At 72.5% G+C, this 17,925-nt stretch carries 17 protein-coding genes; 10 read left to right on the top strand and 7 right to left on the bottom strand.

Going from position 1 to position 17,925, the window contains the following annotated elements:
* The first annotated feature begins 11 nt into the window (after positions 1-11).
* Positions 12-1,664, top strand: a complete 1,653-nt coding sequence (locus FXF51_RS49610; protein WP_148441809.1) for a dipeptide/oligopeptide/nickel ABC transporter permease/ATP-binding protein — start codon at positions 12-14, stop codon at positions 1,662-1,664.
* Positions 1,661-2,491 carry an ABC transporter ATP-binding protein gene (locus FXF51_RS49605; RefSeq protein ID WP_148441808.1) on the top strand — a complete coding sequence of 277 codons (831 nt, stop codon included), beginning with the start codon at positions 1,661-1,663 and terminating at the stop codon, positions 2,489-2,491. Before FXF51_RS49610 ends, FXF51_RS49605 begins: the two co-directional genes overlap by 4 nt.
* On the opposite strand, the gene FXF51_RS49600 is transcribed toward FXF51_RS49605, so the two are convergent.
* Entirely contained in the window at positions 2,464-3,918 is a 1,455-nt protein-coding gene (locus FXF51_RS49600) for a family 20 glycosylhydrolase (protein ID WP_187415005.1), read from the bottom strand. The genes FXF51_RS49605 and FXF51_RS49600 overlap by 28 nt on opposite strands.
* A gap of 75 nt (positions 3,919-3,993) precedes the next feature.
* On the opposite strand from FXF51_RS49600, the gene FXF51_RS49595 reads away from it, so the two are divergent.
* Both FXF51_RS49595 and FXF51_RS49590 read left to right on the top strand, forming a co-directional pair.
* Entirely contained in the window at positions 3,994-4,758 is a 765-nt protein-coding gene (locus FXF51_RS49595) for an aminoglycoside phosphotransferase family protein (RefSeq protein ID WP_148441806.1), read from the top strand.
* 246 nt (positions 4,759-5,004) lie between these two features.
* Positions 5,005-6,129 carry a HesA/MoeB/ThiF family protein gene (locus FXF51_RS49590; RefSeq protein ID WP_148441805.1) on the top strand — a complete coding sequence of 375 codons (1,125 nt, stop codon included), beginning with the start codon at positions 5,005-5,007 and terminating at the stop codon, positions 6,127-6,129.
* A 43-nt stretch (positions 6,130-6,172) separates the two neighbouring features.
* Here FXF51_RS49590 and FXF51_RS49585 read toward each other — a convergent pair whose 3' ends face one another.
* A complete protein-coding gene (locus FXF51_RS49585; RefSeq protein ID WP_148441804.1) occupies positions 6,173-6,445 on the bottom strand; it encodes a hypothetical protein in 273 nt (90 codons plus the stop codon).
* A gap of 98 nt (positions 6,446-6,543) precedes the next feature.
* On the opposite strand from FXF51_RS49585, the gene FXF51_RS49580 reads away from it, so the two are divergent.
* The 6 genes from FXF51_RS49580 to FXF51_RS49555 all read left to right on the top strand — a co-directional run bounded on the left by FXF51_RS49580 (position 6,544) and on the right by FXF51_RS49555 (position 12,204).
* Positions 6,544-7,329: an SDR family NAD(P)-dependent oxidoreductase gene (locus tag FXF51_RS49580; RefSeq protein WP_148441803.1), complete on the top strand. Its 786-nt coding sequence runs from the start codon at positions 6,544-6,546 to the stop codon at positions 7,327-7,329.
* A gap of 74 nt (positions 7,330-7,403) precedes the next feature.
* Positions 7,404-8,243 carry a S1C family serine protease gene (locus tag FXF51_RS49575; protein ID WP_148441802.1) on the top strand — a complete coding sequence of 280 codons (840 nt, stop codon included), beginning with the start codon at positions 7,404-7,406 and terminating at the stop codon, positions 8,241-8,243.
* Between the two features lie 40 nt (positions 8,244-8,283).
* Positions 8,284-9,273, top strand: coding sequence for an AAA family ATPase (locus FXF51_RS49570; protein WP_148441801.1), 990 nt, complete (start codon positions 8,284-8,286; stop codon positions 9,271-9,273).
* Between the two features lie 7 nt (positions 9,274-9,280).
* The gene (locus tag FXF51_RS49565) at positions 9,281-10,165 is read left to right on the top strand and encodes a DUF58 domain-containing protein (protein WP_148441800.1); all 885 of its coding nucleotides are present in this window, start codon (positions 9,281-9,283) and stop codon (positions 10,163-10,165) included.
* Entirely contained in the window at positions 10,162-11,145 is a 984-nt protein-coding gene (locus tag FXF51_RS49560) for a VWA domain-containing protein (protein ID WP_262380395.1), read from the top strand. The genes FXF51_RS49565 and FXF51_RS49560 overlap by 4 nt, the downstream gene beginning before the upstream one ends.
* Positions 11,146-12,204: a VWA domain-containing protein gene (locus tag FXF51_RS49555; RefSeq protein WP_148441799.1), complete on the top strand. Its 1,059-nt coding sequence runs from the start codon at positions 11,146-11,148 to the stop codon at positions 12,202-12,204.
* Here the strand turns inward: FXF51_RS49555 and FXF51_RS49550 are convergent.
* From FXF51_RS49550 to FXF51_RS61390, 5 genes are all read right to left on the bottom strand, one after another.
* Positions 12,164-13,585 carry a cytochrome b gene (locus tag FXF51_RS49550; protein ID WP_148441798.1) on the bottom strand — a complete coding sequence of 474 codons (1,422 nt, stop codon included), beginning with the start codon at positions 13,583-13,585 and terminating at the stop codon, positions 12,164-12,166. The genes FXF51_RS49555 and FXF51_RS49550 overlap by 41 nt on opposite strands.
* An 81-nt stretch (positions 13,586-13,666) precedes the next feature.
* A complete protein-coding gene (locus tag FXF51_RS49545) occupies positions 13,667-14,794 on the bottom strand; it encodes a hypothetical protein (RefSeq protein ID WP_148441797.1) in 1,128 nt (375 codons plus the stop codon).
* Positions 14,794-15,306, bottom strand: coding sequence for an RNA polymerase sigma factor (locus tag FXF51_RS49540; RefSeq protein WP_148441796.1), 513 nt, complete (start codon positions 15,304-15,306; stop codon positions 14,794-14,796). The genes FXF51_RS49545 and FXF51_RS49540 overlap by 1 nt, the downstream gene beginning before the upstream one ends.
* Positions 15,307-15,373: 67 nt before the next feature.
* Positions 15,374-15,745: an RNA-binding S4 domain-containing protein gene (locus FXF51_RS49535; RefSeq protein ID WP_262380398.1), complete on the bottom strand. Its 372-nt coding sequence runs from the start codon at positions 15,743-15,745 to the stop codon at positions 15,374-15,376.
* A gap of 203 nt (positions 15,746-15,948) precedes the next feature.
* Entirely contained in the window at positions 15,949-17,871 is a 1,923-nt protein-coding gene (locus tag FXF51_RS61390; RefSeq protein ID WP_222871817.1) for an FG-GAP-like repeat-containing protein, read from the bottom strand.
* Positions 17,872-17,925 lie beyond the last annotated feature (54 nt).

Here is a 17,925-nt window from a genome sequence, read left to right as displayed (position 1 = left end):
CCGGGGCTCGCATGAGCACCTTCGTGCGGACGTTGCGGCATCCGCTCGGGCTGGCCTCCGCGCTGGTCCTGGCCGCGATCCTGCTCGCGGTGCTGTTCGCGCCGGCGCTCAGCCCGCAGCCCCCCGACGCCTCCAGCCTGCGGGACGCCTTCGCCGGACCGTCGGCCGGCCATCCCCTCGGCTTCGACTCGGCCGGCCGGGACATCCTGGCCCGCCTGCTGCACGGCGGCCGCAACACGCTCGGCGGCGCGGCGCTGGCCCTGGCCGTCGCGCTCGCGCTCGGCGTGCCGGCGGGGCTGCTCGCCGGATACTACGGCGGCTGGTTCGACTCGGCGGCGAGCTGGACCGTCAACCTGATCATGGCGCTGCCCGCCATGGTGGTGCTGCTCGCCTCACGGGCGATCCTCGGCTCCACCGTGTGGGTGCTCATGGTGGTGCTCGGCTTCCTCGTCGCGCCCGCCTTCTTCCGCCTGGTACGCGGCATCGTCGCGGGGGTGCGCAACGAGCTGTACGTGGACGCCGCCCGGGTTTCGGGGCTCAGCGACACCCGGATCGTGGCCCGGCACATCCTCGTCGTGGTGCGCGCGCCCATCATCATCCAGATCGCGCTCGTCTCCGGGATCGCCATCGGGCTGCAGGCGGGGCTGGAGTTCCTCGGCATCGGCAGCGGGGACGTGCCCACGTGGGGGGCGATGCTGAACGAGGCATTCAAGAACATCCAGCGGGCGCCGCTGCTGCTGCTGTGGCCGGGGCTCGCGCTGGGGCTGACCAGCGGCGCGCTGGTGCTGCTCGCCGCCGCGCTGCGCGACGCGCTGGAGGACAGACGGCCCGCCCCGGCTGCGCCCCCGCCCGTGCCGGCGGTGGTGGCCGCGATTCCGGATGAGCCGCGTGAGGGCCTGCTGTCCGTGCGCGACCTGGCCGTCGCCTACCCGGGACGCGAGGTCGTCGACGGGGTGGACCTGGACGTGCGGGCCGGCGAGATCGTCGGCCTGGTCGGCGAGTCAGGATCGGGCAAGACCCAGACCGCCTTCGCCATCCTCGGCATCCTGCCCGAGACCGGCAGGGTCGCGCGCGGCAGCATCACGATCGAGGGCACGGAGATCGTCGGCCTGCCAGAACGCCGCCACCGGGCACTGCGCGGGAACGTCGTCGCCTACGTCCCCCAGGAGCCCATGAGCAACCTCGACCCAGCCTTCACGATCGGCGGCCAGCTCGCCGGGCCGATCCGGCACAAGCTGGGCCTGAGCAGGGCCGAGGCCCGCGCGCGCGTCCTGGAGCTGCTGGCGCAGGTGGAGATCGCCGACCCGGAGCGGGCCTTCCGCTCCTACCCGCACGAGATCTCCGGCGGCATGGCGCAGCGCGTGCTCATCGCGGGCGCCATGTCGTGCGACCCGAAGCTGCTCATCGCCGACGAGCCCACCACGGCGCTCGACGTCAGGGTGCAGGCCGAGGTGCTCGGCCTGCTGCGCAGGCTGCAACGCGAGCGCGAGCTGGGCGTCCTGCTCGTCACCCACAACCTGGGCGTCGTCGCCGACCTGTGCGACCGGGTCGCCGTCATGCGCGAGGGCCGCATCGTCGAGACCGGCACGGCCGGGCAGGTGCTGAGCGCCCCTGAGGACCCCTACACCCGCAAGCTGCTCGACGCAGTGCTGGAGGTTTCTTGAACGCCCTGCTCACGGTTGACGACCTGCACGTCTCCTTTCCCGGCAAGGGCCGGCGGGCACCGCGTACGCGGGTGCTGCGCGGGGTGTCGCTCGACGTCGCGCCCGGCGAGACGCTGGGGCTGGTGGGGGAGTCGGGCTCCGGCAAGACGACGATCGGCAGGGCCGTCCTCGGCCTGGTGCCGGTCGCGTCCGGGACGATCACGTTCGGTGGGCGGCGCATCGACGACCTCACGGGGCGGCGGCGCCGGGAGCTGGCCCGCGACCTACAGGTGATCTTCCAGGACCCGTACACCTCGCTGAACCCGTCCAGGACGATCGGTGACACGCTCGCCGAACCCCTGCTCGGGCTCGGCGCCCGCGTCGCGCGCGAGCGGGTGGCCAGGCTGCTCGACCGCGTCCACCTGCCCGCCGACGCCGCGCGGAGGCTGCCCAGGGAGTTCTCAGGAGGGCAGCGGCAGCGGGTGGCGATCGCCCGCGCGCTGGCGATCGATCCCAAGCTGATCGTGTGCGACGAGCCGGTCTCCGCGCTCGACCTCACCACCCAGCGGACGGTGCTCGACCTGCTGCTGGAGGTGCAGGAGCAGTCGGGGGTCTCGTACCTGTTCGTCTCGCACGACCTCGCGGTGGTGCGGTTCATGGCGCACCGGGTGGCCGTGATCCATCGGGGCGAGATCGTGGAGACCGGCTCCGCGGCGGAGGTGACCGGCGAGCCGCGCCATCCGTACACGCGCGGCCTGCTGCTGGCCGCCCCGGTCGCCGACGTCGCCGCCCAGCGGGCGCGCCGCGAGGCGTTCGAGGCCTACGCGAAGAGCTCGGCGGAGCGGTAGTAGCCGTCCCATCCCAGCCGTTCCCACCAGGAGACGTGCCCGGCGACCCGCTCGCGGAAGTCCTCCCACGCCGTGGCACGCTCCGTCCACGCCTTCTCTGCCACCCCGGCCAGCCGGGGCAGCAGCAGGAACGCCAGGTCGTCGAAGCTCTTCACCGTCTCGCACCACACGGCGGCCTCCACCCCGGCCAGCCGCGCGCCGTCAGGGATCTCCACCAGCTCCCCCGGCTGCCATGCGAAGTACTCCCTGCTGGTCATCGGCCGGTAGGAGGCGAACCCGACCCGCTCCCGCCGCTCGTTCTGCTCCGCCAGCACGGACGGCTCCGCGTACCGACGGTCCAGGTAGAGCACCCGGCTCGGCGACGCCAGCACGGCGGCCCCCGCCGCCACTGCGGCGGGCACGTCGTGCGGCGCCTGCTCGAACGCGCGCGCCGCGATGTCGACGAGCGCGTGGTAGCGCGGCGGCGCGGTCTTCCGCGCTGCCTCCGCGTCGAACGCGTCCCCGTCGCCCACCCAGCACTGCGCGAGGTCGGCGGCGGTGAGCGCCCCCGAGCGGCTCACCTCCTGCCAGCCCACGACCCGCTTGCCCGTCTTCCTGGCCAGGGCGAGCGCCCTGCTCACGAACGCCGCGTACAGCTCCTCCGGCATTCCGAACGCCTCGTCGCCACCGATGTGCAGGTACGGCCCCGGGGTGAGGGCCGCGACCTCGCCGAGCACGTCTGCCACGAACCTCCAGACCACCTCCGCCCGCGGGTCGAGGAACGGGATGAGCGGATGCGCCGGCTCGTCCTGGCCGCCCAGCTCGGGATAGGCCTGGACGGCGGCCAGCACGTGCCCCGGCATGTCGATCTCCGGCACGACCGTGACGAACCGGTCGGCCGCGTACGCGACGATCTCGCGGTAGTCGTCCCGCGTGTAGTGCTCCCGGCCGATGAGCCGGGGCCACGCGGCGATCTCCAGCCGCCATGCCTGGCTGTCGGTCAGGTGCAGGTGCAGGACGTTGAACTTGTACAGCGCCAGCAGGTCGATGACCTTCTTGACCTGCTCGACGGTGAAGAAGTGGCGGGCCACGTCCAGTGACAGGCCGCGCCAGGCCAGGGCCGGGCCGTCGCTCACCCGCACGCACGGCACCGTGCGGCCGGGGGTGACGAGCTGCGCGAAGGTCGTCGCGCCCCGGAACAGGCCCTCCGCCGTTCCCGCCGTGACCGTGGCGCCCTCCTCGGTCACCACCAGCTCGTACTCCTCGCCCTGACCCGCGCCGAACGCGAGGACAAGCTCGGCATCGCCCCCGACCCGCGCCTCGCCGTCGAGGATCCGGCCGAGGCCGAGCAGGTCTTCGGAGGGCACCGCCACCCGCGGTGAGGCCGGCAGCGTGAGGACGCCGGGCCCCGTTGAGTGCAGGAGGCGGGGGAGCGGAACGACATGCATCCACATTTTCTACCACATGGTAAGAAACTATGTCCTGACCTTGATGGGGGTGCGGTCGCCAGGCACCATGCCCTCATGACCGGGGAGCGGCTCGGCGGGGGGAACGACGCGGGCGCGGTCCGCGTCGGCGCCACCGTCCGGCGGCCGGTGCGGGAGTGGACGGCCTCGGTCCACGCCTTGCTGCGCCACCTGGAGCGCGAGGGGTTCGCCGGAGCGCCCCGCGTGCTGGGCGGGGCCGACGACGGGCACGAGGTGCTCACGTACCTGGAGGGCGACACCACGGGCGACGCGCAGGTGTGGCCCTCGTGGACCCGGAGCGAGGACACGCTGGTCCAGGTCGCGCACTGGCTGCGCGCCTACCACCGGGCCGTGGCCGGCTTCGTGCCGCCTCCTGACGCGCGCTGGCGCTCGGGCGCGCGCTGGTCGCCGGGCCTGGTCATCGGCCACAACGACGCGGGCCCGTTCAACGCCGCCCATCGGGGCGGGCGGCTGACCGGCTTCTTCGACTGGGACTTCGCCGGGCCGACCACGGTCGACGCCGAGGTGGCGCTGGTGGCGCACTGCTGGGTGCCGCTGCACGCCCGTCACGTGGACGCCTTGAAGGGGTTCACCGCGTTCGAGACCCGGCCCGCCAGGCTGCGCCGGTTCCTGGACGCGTACGGGTGGCGGGGCCGTCCGGAGACGCTCGTCAGGAACGTGCAGGTGCAAATGGCCGAGCGGGCCGCCCGGATCCGCCGCCTGGGTCACACGGGCGAGGGCCTGTACGGGCGGCTGCTGCGGTGCGGGGTGGCCGAGGAGCTCGACGCGGGGGTGCGCGAACTCAACGAGTTTTCCCGATGAAAAATGCTCAGTAAGACTCTATGTCGAACAACCCCGAACTCGGCATGATGTGCGGCGGGACGATATCAGCAGGAGAAAGGGAAGCGATGGAGCGACGACCCGCGATGGTGAAGGTCGAAGAAGTTCCGCTGCGCGTCGGTGCCGTGACCGCGTCGAACTCGCACGGAAACTGAAACGCCGGCTCGGGTAGCGTCCTGTGGGTGAAGCATTGCCGGCTTCACCCACAGCCGGGTAGGAGGCATGTCCGTGGCCGACACCGCATCGCGCCCACGCCTGCGTGACAGCGTCATCGTGCAGGCGGACGGCGGCACGCTGCTGTTCCTGTGCCTGGCCGACCGGACCGTGAAGAGATTCGCCTGCGACGAATTCGTGAAAGACGTGGTGGTCCTTCTCGACGGCACCCGCACCATCGACGAGATCGGCGCGCTCGCCTGCGCGGGCGCCGCCGACGCGGGCCGCCGGGTGGCCGAAGTGGTGCGAATACTGGAGCATGAGCGGCTGTTGAGCGGCGTCGCCGCCCCGGAGCGGGAATTTCGCCTTTTAGGTGCGGCGCGCGCCGAATTCTACGACCGCCAGCTACGGCTCTTCCAGGACTTCTGCGACGTGGGCTGGTCCCGCGAGACGAGCGGCGCCGCCCTCCAGCGCCGCCTCGGCGAGGCGACCGCCGTCGTCTGCGGCGTCGGCGGCCTGGGCGGCTGGGTGGCGCTCGCCCTGGCCGGCGCGGGCGTCGGCCGCATCCGCGTCTGCGACTTCGACCGGGTCGAGGTCTCGAACCTGCCCCGCCAGGTGCTGTTCAGGATGGACGACGTGGGCGCGCCCAAGGCGGGCGCGGCCGCCGCCCGGCTGCGCGAGGTCAACCCGTTCATCGAGGTCGAGGCCGTGGAGTTGCGCATCGGCGGCGCCGCCGACCTCGCCGGCGTCGTCAAGGGCGCCGACATCGTCATCAACGCGGCCGACCTGCCCACCCCCAACGACGTGGCGGGCTGGGTCAGCGAGGCCTGCTGGCCGGACATCCCGCACATCATGGGCACGGGCTACGCCTACCACATCGGCGTGCTGGGCACCTCGATCATCCCCGGCCGTACCGCCTGCTGGTCCTGCGTACGCGCCGAGACGTTCGCCGACCACGGGCGGGACGGCATGGAGACCCTTGTCGGCAAGCGGGACAAGGCGGGCGCGATGGGGGCGCTGTCGGGTCTCGTCGGGAACATCCTGGCGTGGGAGGCGATCCGCATCCTGGCGGGGTTGCCGGCGGCGCTGGGGGGCCGGTGGAGCGAGGTGGACTTCTGGCCGCTGGAGATCCGCTCCAGAGCCGTGCCCCAGCGGACTGGCTGCCCGACGTGCGGCGCGCGCGGGTTCGGTCCCCAGTGACGGACTGGCGCGCGGGCCTGGTCGTGTGCGGCGGGCCGGCGTGTCAGCCTCTCGCCAGGCTGATACGCCAGCGCATCAGCACCGCGCCGCCCAGCGTGGCGCCCCCGGCCGCCATGAGCACGATCGCCGGAATCCGTACGAGACTCCGCACGTCCCCGCATTCGTCGATGGACAGGAGCCCGAGGCTCTCGTCGGGCATGACCTCGACGAACGCCGACCCGCACGCGTGCCCGCCCGCCGTGAGAGGAAGGAAACCGGTCAGAACGCCGGCGCCGATCAGAACCAGAGCGACGAACGCCACGATCTTGGCACCCATGAGGACGAATCCTGCCACGAAGAAGCGCCCCGCCACTCGCCGAATATCGTTCTAGTATCGCCACAAGGAGCAATCCCCGAGACGGCGAGAGGGCAGCCATGGGCGCACTGAAGGGCAAGGTCGCGGTCGTCACCGGAGCGAGCAGAGGCATCGGCGCCGCCATAGCCGTACGGCTGGCCGCCGAGGGCGCGAAGGTCGTCGCCGCCGCCCGTACCGTCGAGGCGGCGCAGAGCCGGCTCGAAGGCACGCTCGGCGACACGGTCGCGGAGATCGAGGCGGCGGGCGGCACCGCCTTCGCCCAGGCCACCGACCTGTCGCGCGAGCAGGACAGGCTGGCGTTGATCCAGGCCGCCGAGGAGCGGTACGGCCCCGTCGACATCCTGGTCAACAACGCCGCCGTCACCTACTTCGCGCAGGTCGGCGACTTCACCGACCGCCGCTACCAGCTGATGTTCGAGGTGCAGGTGAACGCGCCCTTCCACCTCGCCCAGCTGGTCATCCCCGGGATGCGGGAGCGGGGCGCGGGCTGGATACTCAACATCTCCTCGATCGCCGCCCGCCACCCGGCCTTCCCGCCCGGCGCGTACGCCGGGATCGGCCTGACGGTGTACGGCATGTGCAAGGCGGCCCTCGAACGCTTCACCACCGGCCTGGCCGCCGAGCTGTACGCCGACAACATCGCGGTGAACGCGCTCTCCCCGAACCAGGTCGTGCCCACCCCCGGCACCCTCTTCCATCACCTCACGACCGAGGACGCCCCCGACAACGAGCCGCCGGCGGTGATGGCCGACGCCGCTCTGGCCCTGTGCCGGCGGCCGGCCGCTGAGCTGACGGGGCGCATCGCGTACTCGCAGGATCTGCTCGCGGAGCTGAAGGACGGCTGACGCTCGACCGGTTCTCATGGAGTTCTCAGGTGGAGTTTGTGGCACTTTGAGCAGAGATTTACGACTATGGAGCGATGGAGCACGTGCCGCAGCAGGCGGGTGCGGCCGAGGCTCAACAGGCCGAGGCTCACCAAGCCGGGGCTCACCAGGCCGGGGCTCACCAGGCCGAGGCTCACCAGGCCGGGGCCGGAAAAGCTCGCCGGTGGGCCGGTGCCGGTGCCGGGGCGCTCGTCGTCGTGGCCGTGCTGGCGTACTGGCTGGGCAGCGCCACCGGCGGCGGTGAGGCGGCGCCGAAGCCGAGCCCGACGCCGACGCCCAGCGCGTCGCTCACGGTGCCGGACGTGTACAAGAGGGTCGGCCCGTCGGTGGTGGTCATCCAGGCCGGGAAGTCGCTCGGCACCGGGGTGATCGCGGCCGACGACGGGACGATCCTGACGGCGCACCACGTCGTCAAGGGCGCCAAGGACGTCAACCTGACCTTCGCCGACGGCACGAAGGCGAAGGCCGTCGTCACGTCGGCGAACCCGAAGCGGGACGTGGCGACGCTCAAACCGGCGAAGCTGCCGGAGATCGTCGTGCCGGCGACGCTCGGCGGCGGCGTGTCCGTCGGGGCGCCCGTGGTGGCGATCGGCAACCCGCTGGGGCTGGCGTACAGCGTCTCCACGGGCGTGGTGTCGGGGCTGAACCGGTCGGCCGAGAAGGGCGATCTGAGCGGGCTCATCCAGTTCGACGCCTCCGTGAACCCGGGCAGCTCCGGCGGCCCCCTGCTGGACGCTCGCGGCCTGGTCATCGGCATCGTCGTCTCGATCGCGGACCCGGGCGGGGACGAGGCGTTCGCCGGGATCGCGTTCGCGGTGCCGATCGGCGTGGCGCTGGGGGACGAAGGCGACGGCGAGCAGACGGGGCGCATATGACGAGGAACTCGACAGCCGCAGTCTTGAGCGAAGGAACGGTATGACCTCGACGAACCCCCTGGACTCCGCTCATCCGCTCGAACAGGTGCTGTTCGAGGTGAAACGCACGATCGTCGGCCAGGACGTGCTGCTGGAGCGCATGGCCGTCGCGCTGATCGCCGACGGGCACCTGCTCGTGGAAGGGGTGCCTGGCCTGGCCAAGACGCTCGCGGTGCGGTCGCTGGCCGCCGCGATCGCCGGGAGCTTCCAGCGCGTGCAGTTCACCCCCGACCTGGTGCCGGCCGACCTGGTGGGCACGCGGGTCTACCACCAGCATTCCGGGGAGTTCAAGACGGAGCTGGGCCCGGTGTTCGCGAACCTGCTGCTGGCGGACGAGATCAACCGCGCGCCCGCCAAGGTGCAGAGCGCCCTGCTGGAGGTGATGCAGGAGCACCAGGTGACGATCGGACGTGAGACGTTCCGGGTCCCTGAGCCGTTCCTGGTCATGGCGACGGAGAACCCGATCGAGTCGGAGGGCACGTACCCGCTGCCGGAGGCGCAGGTCGACCGTTTCATGATGAAGGTGGTCGTCGACTACCCGACGCAGGCCGAGGAGCAGGCGATCGTCGGCAGGGCGCTGCGCCCGCCGGAGCCGCCGCAGCCGATGGTGACGGCGGAGGAGCTGATGGCGATGCGGGCCCGCGCGCGGGAGGTGTACGTCGATCCGGCGATCGTGAACTACGCCGTCCGGCTGGTGTCCGTGACGCGCTCGCCGGCGACGGCCGGGCTCGGCGAGCTGGAGCGGTACGTCACGTACGGGGCGAGCCCGCGGGCGTCCATCGCGCTCGTCACGGGCGCCCAGGCGCTGGCGTTCCTGCGCGGACGCGACTACGTCCTGCCGCACGACCTGTCCGAGCTGGCGCTGGACGTGCTGCGGCACCGCCTCGTGCTGTCGTACGAGGCGCTCGCGGACGACGTGGACGCCGACACGATCATCACCAGGGTGCTGGGGGCCGTCAGGGCGCCCGACGTCGTCCTGCAGAACCGCTGAGCCCGCCATGGTCACCGCCCCCGAGAAACTGCTGCTCCGCCTGGAGTGGAAGGTCGTCCGCCGGCTCGACGGCCGGCTTCAGGGCGACCACCGCACGACGTACCGAGGCGCCGGGATCGACTTCACCGGGCTGCGCCCCTACACCGGCGGCGACGACGCCAGGCACATCGACTGGAACGTCACGGCCCGGCTGGACGAGCCGCACGTGCGGGTGTTCACCGAGGACCGCGAGCTGACGGTGTGGCTGGTGCTGGACCGGTCGGCGTCGATGGCGGCCGGGCGGCCGGGGCGCGGCAAGCACGACGTGCTCGCCGAGCTGGCGCTGATCCTGGCCCGGCTGTTCGGGCGCGGCGGGAACCGGGTGGGGGCGCTGCTGTACGACACCGGGATGGTGCGGGTCGTGCCGCCCGGCACCTCGCGGCGGCACGCGCTGCGGATCGGCGCCGAGCTGGAACGCACGGCGCGGGCGAGCGGCGGCGCCACGACCGACCTGGCGGAGATGCTGGAGGCGGCCGGGCGGCTCGCGCGCCGCCGGGCGCTCGTCGTGGTGCTGTCGGACTTCATCGGCGAGGGTGACTGGGAACGCTCGCTGCGCCGCCTGGCCAGGCGGCACGAGGTGGTCGCCCTGCGAATCGTGGACACCGCCGACGACGTGCTGCCCGAGGCGGGGCTGATCGTGGTCGAGGACGCCGAGACCGGCGAGCAACTCGTCGTGGACTCCGCCGACCCCCTGCTCCGGGTCCGTTTCCGCGAGGCCGTGGACGCCCGCGACGCCAAGCTGACGGCGGGCATGCGCAGGGCCGGGGTGCCCGTCCACCGCGTGGACACCGACCGCGACCTGGCCGAGGCGCTCGTCGAGGTCGTCTCCAGGACCAGGGATCGGTCGCCATGACCGACGGGCTCGATGAGGGGAGCCTCGTGACCCTGTCCTCCCCGCTGCTGCTGGTCGTCGGACTGCTGGTCACGGTGGCGCTGGCGTGGGCGGCCGTCGTGGCGGCGCGCAGGCGGCGGGCCGCGCTGGCCGCCGCGGGCGTGACCCTGACGGGTGGCCGGCGGGCGTCGCTCGGCGTCGGCCTGACGGTCGCCGGCGTCGGGGTGCTCGCGGTGGCCGTGTCGGGGCCGACGGCCATGGTGCCGGTCCCGCGCGCCTCGGGCACCGTCATCCTCGCCATGGACGTCTCCAGCAGCATGAGCGCCGACGACGTCGCGCCGACGCGGCTGGCGGCGGCGCAGCGGGCGGCGCGCGCGTTCGTGGAGGCGCAGCCCACCAGCGTCGACGTCGGGGTCATCGCGTTCGAGCAGGGCGCGCTCACCGCCGCCAGGCCGGACGCCGACCACTCGATCGCGCTCAAGGCCATCGACCGGCTGCGGATCACCGGCAGCACCTCGCTGGGGACGGCCATCCTGGGCTCGCTGACGGCGATCACCGGCAAGCAGGTGGCGATCGGCCGCGACGGCGCCGCGCCGGACATCGGCTACTGGCCGTCGGCGACGATCGTGATGTTCTCCGACGGGCAGAACCAGGGCGGCGCGGACGTCGTACAGGCCGCCGAGGTGGCGCAGAAGGCGGGCGTGCAGATCCACACCGTCGGGATCGGCACGGTGGCCGGCGCGACGGTGGTGGTGGACGGCTTCCACCGTCAGACCTCGCTCGACGAGGACGCCCTCGCCACGATCGCGCAGACCACCGGCGGCGCCTACCATCCCGCACTCGACGCGGCGCGGCTCGACGGGATCGCCGACTCGATCGACCTGCGGCTCACCGTCTCCGACGAGCCGCTGCCCCTCGCCGGCGGGCTGATCTGGCTCGCCCTCGCGCTGCTCACCGCAGGAGCGGCGTTCACCGTGCTCCGATCTGGACGGGTGATCTGAATGACGTTCTCCTGGCCGTGGGCGCTGCTGACCGCGCTGCTCATCCCGCTCATCTTCGCCATCCGGTGGTGGGCGCTGCGCCGCCGCAGGCGGGCCGCCGTACGCGTGACGTCGATCGCGCTGGTACGCACCGCGCTGCCCGGCCGCACCCGCTGGACGAGGAGGATCCCGGCGGCGCTGTTCGTGGCGGGGCTCGCGCTGCTGGCGGTGGGGGCGGCCAGGCCGCAGGCGACGGTGCCGGTGCCGCAGACGTCGGCGACGATCCTGCTCGCGCTCGACATCTCCGGCTCCATGTGCTCAACGGACGTCGATCCCAACCGGCTCACCGCCGCGCGGAAGGCGGCGGCGAAGTTCATCGAGTCGCAGCGGAACGGGCCGAAGATCGGGCTGGTCACGTTCGCGGGCACCGCGGGGCTGGTCGTGCCGCCGACCGACGACACCGACGAGCTGATCGAGGCGCTGGAGAACCTCACCACCTACCGCGGCACCGCGATCGGGCAGGCGATGCTCGCCTCGATCGACGCGATCGCGCAGGCCGACTCCTCGGTCGCGCCCACGGGAGCGGACCCGGGCGAGGGCGGGGAGGGCTACGCCGGCGCCGCGATCGTGGTGCTCACCGACGGCGCCAACACCCAGGGCGTCGATCCGCAGACCGCCGCGCAGGAGGCGGCGCTGCGCCGGGTCCGCGTCTTCACCATCGGCTTCGGCACCACCACCCCGTCGCCGATGGTCTGCGACAGCTCCCAGGTCGACAGCGGTTTCGGCACCTGGGGCGGCGGCGGCTTCGGCGGTCGCGGCGGCTTCGACAGGGGCCGCGGCTACCGCGTCATCGACGAGCCCGCGCTCCAGCAGATCGCGAAGACCACCGGCGGCGCCTACCACCGCGCCGAGAACGCCGACGAACTGGACACCGCGCTCGGCACCCTGCCCGGCAGCTTCACCGTCATCCGGGAGCAGGTCGACACCGCCGCGCTTTTCGCCGCGGGCGGTGCCGTCCTGATCGCCGGGGCCCTGTCGCTCAGCCTCTGGTGGAACCGGCCTCGATCTCCGGCCCGCTGACGCCTCCCGCGACCGCCGCGCCCACGGGGACCGCCGGCTCCAGCCGCTCGTGGAAGCCGCCGTCCGGCGACCGCGTGATGATCCCGGTCTCCACGCCGTGCTCGGCCTCGTGCCGCTCCGACTGCTGGAGCGCCAGGCAGATCCAGCGGGTGACCACGAAGGCGACGACGGGGCCGATGACCACGGCCCACCTGAAGAAGACCGTCACCGTGTTGACGTTGAGCTGGAACTGGTGGGCGAGCTGGTCGTTGGCCGCGGCCGCCCACAGCAGGCCGTAGAACGCGATCCCGGCGGCCGCGATGGCCGTCTTCACCGGCGTGTCGCGCGGCCGGTCGAGCACGTCACGCCCGCGCTTCTCGCCGGCCATGCGGCCGGCGCTCTTCGGCCGTCCCAGCGGGTCGCGGCGCTCGCGTCTCGCCGCGAGCAGGCGCTCGGCGATCGGGTACGCGGCCAGCGCCGTGAAGAACGCCCCGGGCACGACCAGCGTCGGCACCAGCACCGCCAGGCTGAGCGTGTAGTCGCCGAGCGTCAGCTCCCACCCGGGCATGATCCGCAGGGCGCCGTCGAGGAAGCCCATGTACCAGTCGGGCACCGAACCCGCCGAGATGTGCGTCGGCTTGGCGGGGCCGTACAGCCAGATCGGCGCGATCTGGAAGCCGAAGCCGAGGATGATCAGCATGCCGAACGTCGCGACCGCCATCAGCGGGCGGGCGTTGCGCCGTCCCGGCAGCGAGGCGACGAACCGCGAGTGGCCGTTGCGCCGCACCAGCAGCTCGCGGCCGACCAGCAGCGCGCCCATGACGAGCGGGATGACCAGGTGCGCGCCGTACAGCACGGGGATGATCGTGTCGCCGGGGAAGCCCGAGCCGAACAGCAGCGACATCACCCAGCTCCCGACCACCGGGATCGACTGCACCACCGACATCATCAGCCACAGGCTCCCGCCCGACAGCATGTCGTCGGGCAGGGCGTTACCGGTCTCGCCCGCGGCCATCGCCAGCGCGAGCAGCGACACCCAGATCAGCCACTGCCCGGTGCGCGGCCGGCGGAACGCGCCGGTCAGGAACATGCGCAGGAGCTGCAGCACGACGGCCGCCACGAAGACCAGCGCCGCCCAGTGGTGCATCTGGCGGATCAGCAGGCCGCCGCGCACCTCCAGGCTGAGGTGCATGGTCGAGTCGAACGCCGCGCTGACGAAGAGCCCGCGCAGCGGCCCGTACGAGCCGTCGTAGGTCACCTGCGCCATGCTGGGCACGTAGACCAGCATCAGCAGCGCGCCGGTCACCAGCAGGACGACGAACGACCAGACGGCGATCTCGGCGAACATGAACGACCAGTGGGAGAACTGGAAAGAACGGCGTTTGACCGACAAAGTACGCATCCGAGGCTCCCTTTATGTTGCCTACACACAAGACGCGTCCGGCACCGGTTCTGTGACGCCGCTGAAGGTGAAACACGTCACTCAGTACCGGCCGGAGCAATTCCGGCAGCCAGGCGGCGGCGTCGGCCGGGCGTCGGTCCAGGCTCTGCGCACGATGCTCCTGATGACGTCCGGGGCGCCCGGAGCGAGGCCGGGCACAGGCGCCACCTGCTGGGCCGCCCACAGCGCGCCGCTGTCCGGATCGATGACGAGCTGACTGCTGACCACGCCGCGCACCGGCGCCTGAATGGTGACCGCCCGCCGGCCGGCCGGATCGCGGACGTCGTCGCGCACGCTCGCCCCTGGCAGCCCGGCCAGCACGCGGTAGGCCGCCGCCTGGGTGCCCGGCGTGGTCGGGAACTCCACGACGAGCCGGCGGACGGCCTGCGCCAGCCACTCGTCGCGGTTCGCCTTCGAGGTGTCCGAGTAGTGCTTCAGCAACTCGGCCTTGAGCGCGGACGCCTCCCGTGGCAGCGCGAGGACCTCGGGCAAGGTGGCCGTCCAGCCCGGCGCCACCGCCAGGAGGCGGTCCATCGAACGGGCGGGGTAGTAGGGCAGGTTCGGGTCGCAGCCACGGGCCGGGCAGAGCCGGGGGGAGCCTGAACGCCGCCATCTCTCGGTGGCCTCGGCGCCGTACGGCTCGGCCGAGACGGCCTCGTACCAGGTGTACCAGTCGCCGTCCCGCCCGATGGCCACCACGTCCCTGCCGCGCTCCTCGACGAGATAGCCGCCGGCGCCCTTCGTCCTGGTGATGACCTCGGTCTCCTGCCGCCAGTAGCGCAGGACGGCGTGCGGCTGCGCGGCCAGCCTGCCGGCCGCCGCGTCGAGCCGCTGGCGTGGCGTGAGGGCGGCCGGAGCGGGCGTGGACCTGGGCAGCAGCACGGCGACGGCGCCGATCACGAGGATCACGGCTGCCGCCACCAGCGCCACACTCCGCCACCCGCCCAGCGACCCGCCTGACATCACACCCGGCCGGCCGCGCAGTGAGCCGCGCCGTCCGCCTGACGTCACGCCCCTCCTGCCGCGCCGCCCGGTCGGCCTCATGACCCTCCTGCCGCCCACCGAGCCGTGACCTTGCTCGAAGAGGCGGGCGCGGAGCGCCGCCCGCTGCTCGGGCGTGGCCGGCGGGACGTCCGGCATCACCCGGTCGATGAACTCGAACTCCCTCATCACGCCTCCACTCCCAGCGTCGCCCGCAGCTTGGTCCTGGCCCGGTTCAGCCGCGACGCGACCGTCCCCTCGGCGATCCGCAGGGCGGCGGCCACCTCCGCGTAGTTCAGCCCGCCGTACGCGACCAGCAGCACCACGTCCCGCTCACCGGCGGACAGCCCGGCCAGCGCCCCGGCCAGCCGCCCGACCGTGACCTCGGCGGTCAGCCGGTCGACCACCCGCTCGTGCGGGCCGTCGTCGTCGGGCGGCGGCCCGCTGCGCGCCAGCGCCCGGTAGCGGCGCAGCTCCGCGCGCCGGTGCCGGCCGAGCAGGTTGGTGGCGATGCCGTACAGCCAGGGCCGGACCGCGCCGTACGCCGGGTCGTACGCCGCGCGCCGGCCGAAGGCGATCAGGAAGGTCTCGGCCGCGAGGTCCTCCGCCACGTCGAGGCCGACGCGGCGGCCGAGGTAGCGGCGGATCTCCTCGTAGTGGGCGTCGAAGACCGCTTCGAACGTGTCAGGGACAAGGATCACTCAGGGGCTCCCGGATGAGATGGACATCCCTACTTGCCCGCTGGAAGCCCGGCCTTCCGGAAATTTCCTAGTTTTCTGATTCCGGTCGTGCCCGCCGCCCGAGCAGCTTCTCGATGCTGCGGCGCTCCCGCTTGGTGGGACGGCCCGCGCCACGATCGCGTACGGCGACGGGCGCCCTCTCCTCGCGAGGCGGAGGCGGCGGGCTGTTGTCCACGTAGCACTCGGCGGCCACGGGGGCGCCGACGCGCTTGGTGATGATCCGGGAGACGACCACGACGCGTTCGCTGCCCTCGTGCCGGAGCCTGACCTCGTCACCGGCCCTGATCGCATGCGCGGGCTTGACCCGCACCCCGTTGACGCGCACGTGGCCGCCCCGGCAGGCGTCGGAGGCGATGGAGCGGGTCCTGGTGAGCCGCACCGACCAGATCCACACGTCCACCCGCGCGCTCGTCTGCTCACCTGCCACCCCGCCACTGTACTGAGTGGCGCCGGGCCCCGTCGATCGAGCGGGCCGGGACGACATACCGGCGGCATTCCGCCCGCACTACGCCGCGATGACCGGCACCGCCCTCGGCCCCCATGGGGGCTCAGCACTTCTGACGGGCCTGCGGGAACCCCCGGACGTCCGGGGGTTCCCGGCTGTCAGAAGGAGGTCTTCCAGCCGGTGCCGACGGCGAGCCCGGAGCCGAACTTGTTGCCGCCCCTGCCGTTCCACACGTACAGGGTTCCGGTCTCGGCGTTCACGGCGGCGAGGTCCGCGCGGCCGTCCCCGTTCACGTCGCCCGGCGACGTCAGCGAGGTCACGTACGGCTCCCACCCGCCCCCGACCTCGACCGCGGCGGTGAAGTTGTTGGCACCCCTGCCGTTCCAGACGTACAGGACGTCGGTGTCCTTCTGCACGGCCATCAGGTCGCCGATGCCGTCACCGTTGAAGTCGCCGGCGATCGGCCGGGAGAAGGGCAGCCACCCGCCGCCGATCTTCGTGCCCGGCCCGAACTCGTTGGCCCCCTCGCCGTTCCAGTAGTAGAGGGTGCCGGTCTCGGCGTGCACGGCGGCCAGATCCGTACGGCCGTCCTGGTTTATGTCGCCCGCCGACACCAGCGAGTCCGCGTACGGCTCCCAGCCGGGCCCCAGCTCGACGGCGGCTCCCAGCTCGTTGCCGCCCATGCCGTTCCAGACGGTCAGCTTGCCGGTGTCCTTGTTCACGGCGACCAGGTCGGTGAGCCCGTCGCCGCTGAAGTCACCGGCGACAGGCCGGGCGAAGCCGCTCCAGCTCCCGAGCGTGGTGGCGGGGCCGAACTTGTTGGCGCCTTCGCCGTTCCAGACGGTCAGCGTCCCGGTGGCGGTGGAGAAGAGGTCGCCGACGCCGTCGGCGTCGAAGTCCGGCGTGGCCGACATGCCCATCCCGGCGTACTGCGGGTTCCGCGCGTGGGTGAGCGTCTCCCAGGCCAGGAAGTGCGACATCCCGACCGGGCGCTTGCGCTCCACCCACTGCGCGGCGCTCGGCATGTCGTCGTAGCCGAGACGTTCGTGCAGCGCGTTGTAGCCGACCTCGTAGTGCGCGCCGAGGTCGAGCTTGGCCTTGCCGCCGCACAGCCACGACGGCACCGTGCCGCTCTGCTGCACCTGGGCGTGCAGGTCCATGGCGCGGCGCAGCCGGTGCTTGGCCGTGGAGTACAGGTCCACGCCCTGGTGGCCGGCCGTCTCCGCGACGTGGGCGATGGCCGCCAGGCCCCAGCCGGTGTGCCAGAAGTCGCGGCACGTCTCCTGGGTCAGGCCGTCCACGAACGTCGTCTGCCCGTGCCAGTAGTCGATGATCTCGGCCTTGGTGTCGTACGTGCTCTTCGGCGGCGCCTTGGGCAGCGAGCCGTCCGTCTTCAGATAGACGTAGGCGGGCAGCCTGCCGCGCCACGTGGCCACTGCCTTGTCGAACGAGGCCCGGTCGTCCAGGTGCACGGCGATGCCGATGGCGGCATCCGTCATGATCAGTTCCCAGTTGCCGTTCTTGTTCGGCGCGCCGGCGAGCACGGCCGGCAGGTAGACGGTGCGCAGCTTGCCGGCGAAACGGGCGGCCTGGGTCCAGCCGGTGTAGGTGTGCTTGACGAGCTCGGCGGCGCGGGAGAAGTTGGCGCCCGCCCAGCCGGTCTGCAGCGGCGCGTTGCTCCCGGTGTGCTTGCTGATCACGGCCGACCAGGCGTCCATGATCTGGATCGCCTTCCTGGCGTAGCGGGAGTCCTTGGTGAGGTACCACTGCAGGGCGTGCGTATAGGCCGCCATGGAGTCGTTGCGCTCGTCCGAGCAACCGTTGTCAGGGGTCGAGCTGGGGCCGCAGTCCACGACCGCGCGCGGCTTGGCCGTGTAGGACAGCGAGGCCTGGGCGCTCTTCTGCAGGGAGCTCCACGCGGACTTCCACGGCTCGTTGCCGAGGTTGGCCCTGACGAAGTCGAGTTGCGCGCGGCTGACCAGCACGCCGGGATGCTTGAACACGGCCGCCTGCGCGGGCTGCGGGACGCAGAGGACGGCGGCCGCCAGGACGGCGGCGGTCGCGATACGAGCTGGACGCACGGGTTTCCTTCCACAAGTGAGGACGCCCATTCCGCCAGCCGCCGAAATGGCTGT

Origin of the sequence: Nonomuraea sp. PA05, assembly GCF_008086045.1 — a bacterium.
GTDB classification, from domain to species: Bacteria; Actinomycetota; Actinomycetes; order Streptosporangiales; family Streptosporangiaceae; genus Nonomuraea; species Nonomuraea monospora.
The sequence above is the reverse complement of the archived record's forward strand: the minus strand, read 5'-3'. Positions and strand labels throughout refer to the sequence as shown.

What these genes read in the sequence shown, in the direction of transcription:
- FXF51_RS49610 (WP_148441809.1), top strand. Translation starts at nt 12, where the DNA reads ATGAGCACCTTCGTGCGGACGTTGCGGCATCCGCTCGGGCTGGCCTCC.
- FXF51_RS49600 (WP_187415005.1), bottom strand. Translation starts at nt 3,918, where the DNA reads ATGCATGTCGTTCCGCTCCCCCGCCTCCTGCACTCAACGGGGCCCGGC.
- FXF51_RS49595 (WP_148441806.1), top strand. Translation starts at nt 3,994, where the DNA reads ATGACCGGGGAGCGGCTCGGCGGGGGGAACGACGCGGGCGCGGTCCGC.
- FXF51_RS49585 (WP_148441804.1), bottom strand. Translation starts at nt 6,445, where the DNA reads ATGGGTGCCAAGATCGTGGCGTTCGTCGCTCTGGTTCTGATCGGCGCC.
- FXF51_RS49580 (WP_148441803.1), top strand. Translation starts at nt 6,544, where the DNA reads ATGGGCGCACTGAAGGGCAAGGTCGCGGTCGTCACCGGAGCGAGCAGA.
- FXF51_RS49575 (WP_148441802.1), top strand. Translation starts at nt 7,404, where the DNA reads ATGGAGCACGTGCCGCAGCAGGCGGGTGCGGCCGAGGCTCAACAGGCC.
- FXF51_RS49570 (WP_148441801.1), top strand. Translation starts at nt 8,284, where the DNA reads ATGACCTCGACGAACCCCCTGGACTCCGCTCATCCGCTCGAACAGGTG.
- FXF51_RS49565 (WP_148441800.1), top strand. Translation starts at nt 9,281, where the DNA reads ATGGTCACCGCCCCCGAGAAACTGCTGCTCCGCCTGGAGTGGAAGGTC.
- FXF51_RS49560 (WP_262380395.1), top strand. Translation starts at nt 10,162, where the DNA reads ATGACCGACGGGCTCGATGAGGGGAGCCTCGTGACCCTGTCCTCCCCG.
- FXF51_RS49555 (WP_148441799.1), top strand. Translation starts at nt 11,146, where the DNA reads ATGACGTTCTCCTGGCCGTGGGCGCTGCTGACCGCGCTGCTCATCCCG.
- FXF51_RS49550 (WP_148441798.1), bottom strand. Translation starts at nt 13,585, where the DNA reads ATGCGTACTTTGTCGGTCAAACGCCGTTCTTTCCAGTTCTCCCACTGG.
- FXF51_RS49545 (WP_148441797.1), bottom strand. Translation starts at nt 14,794, where the DNA reads ATGAGGGAGTTCGAGTTCATCGACCGGGTGATGCCGGACGTCCCGCCG.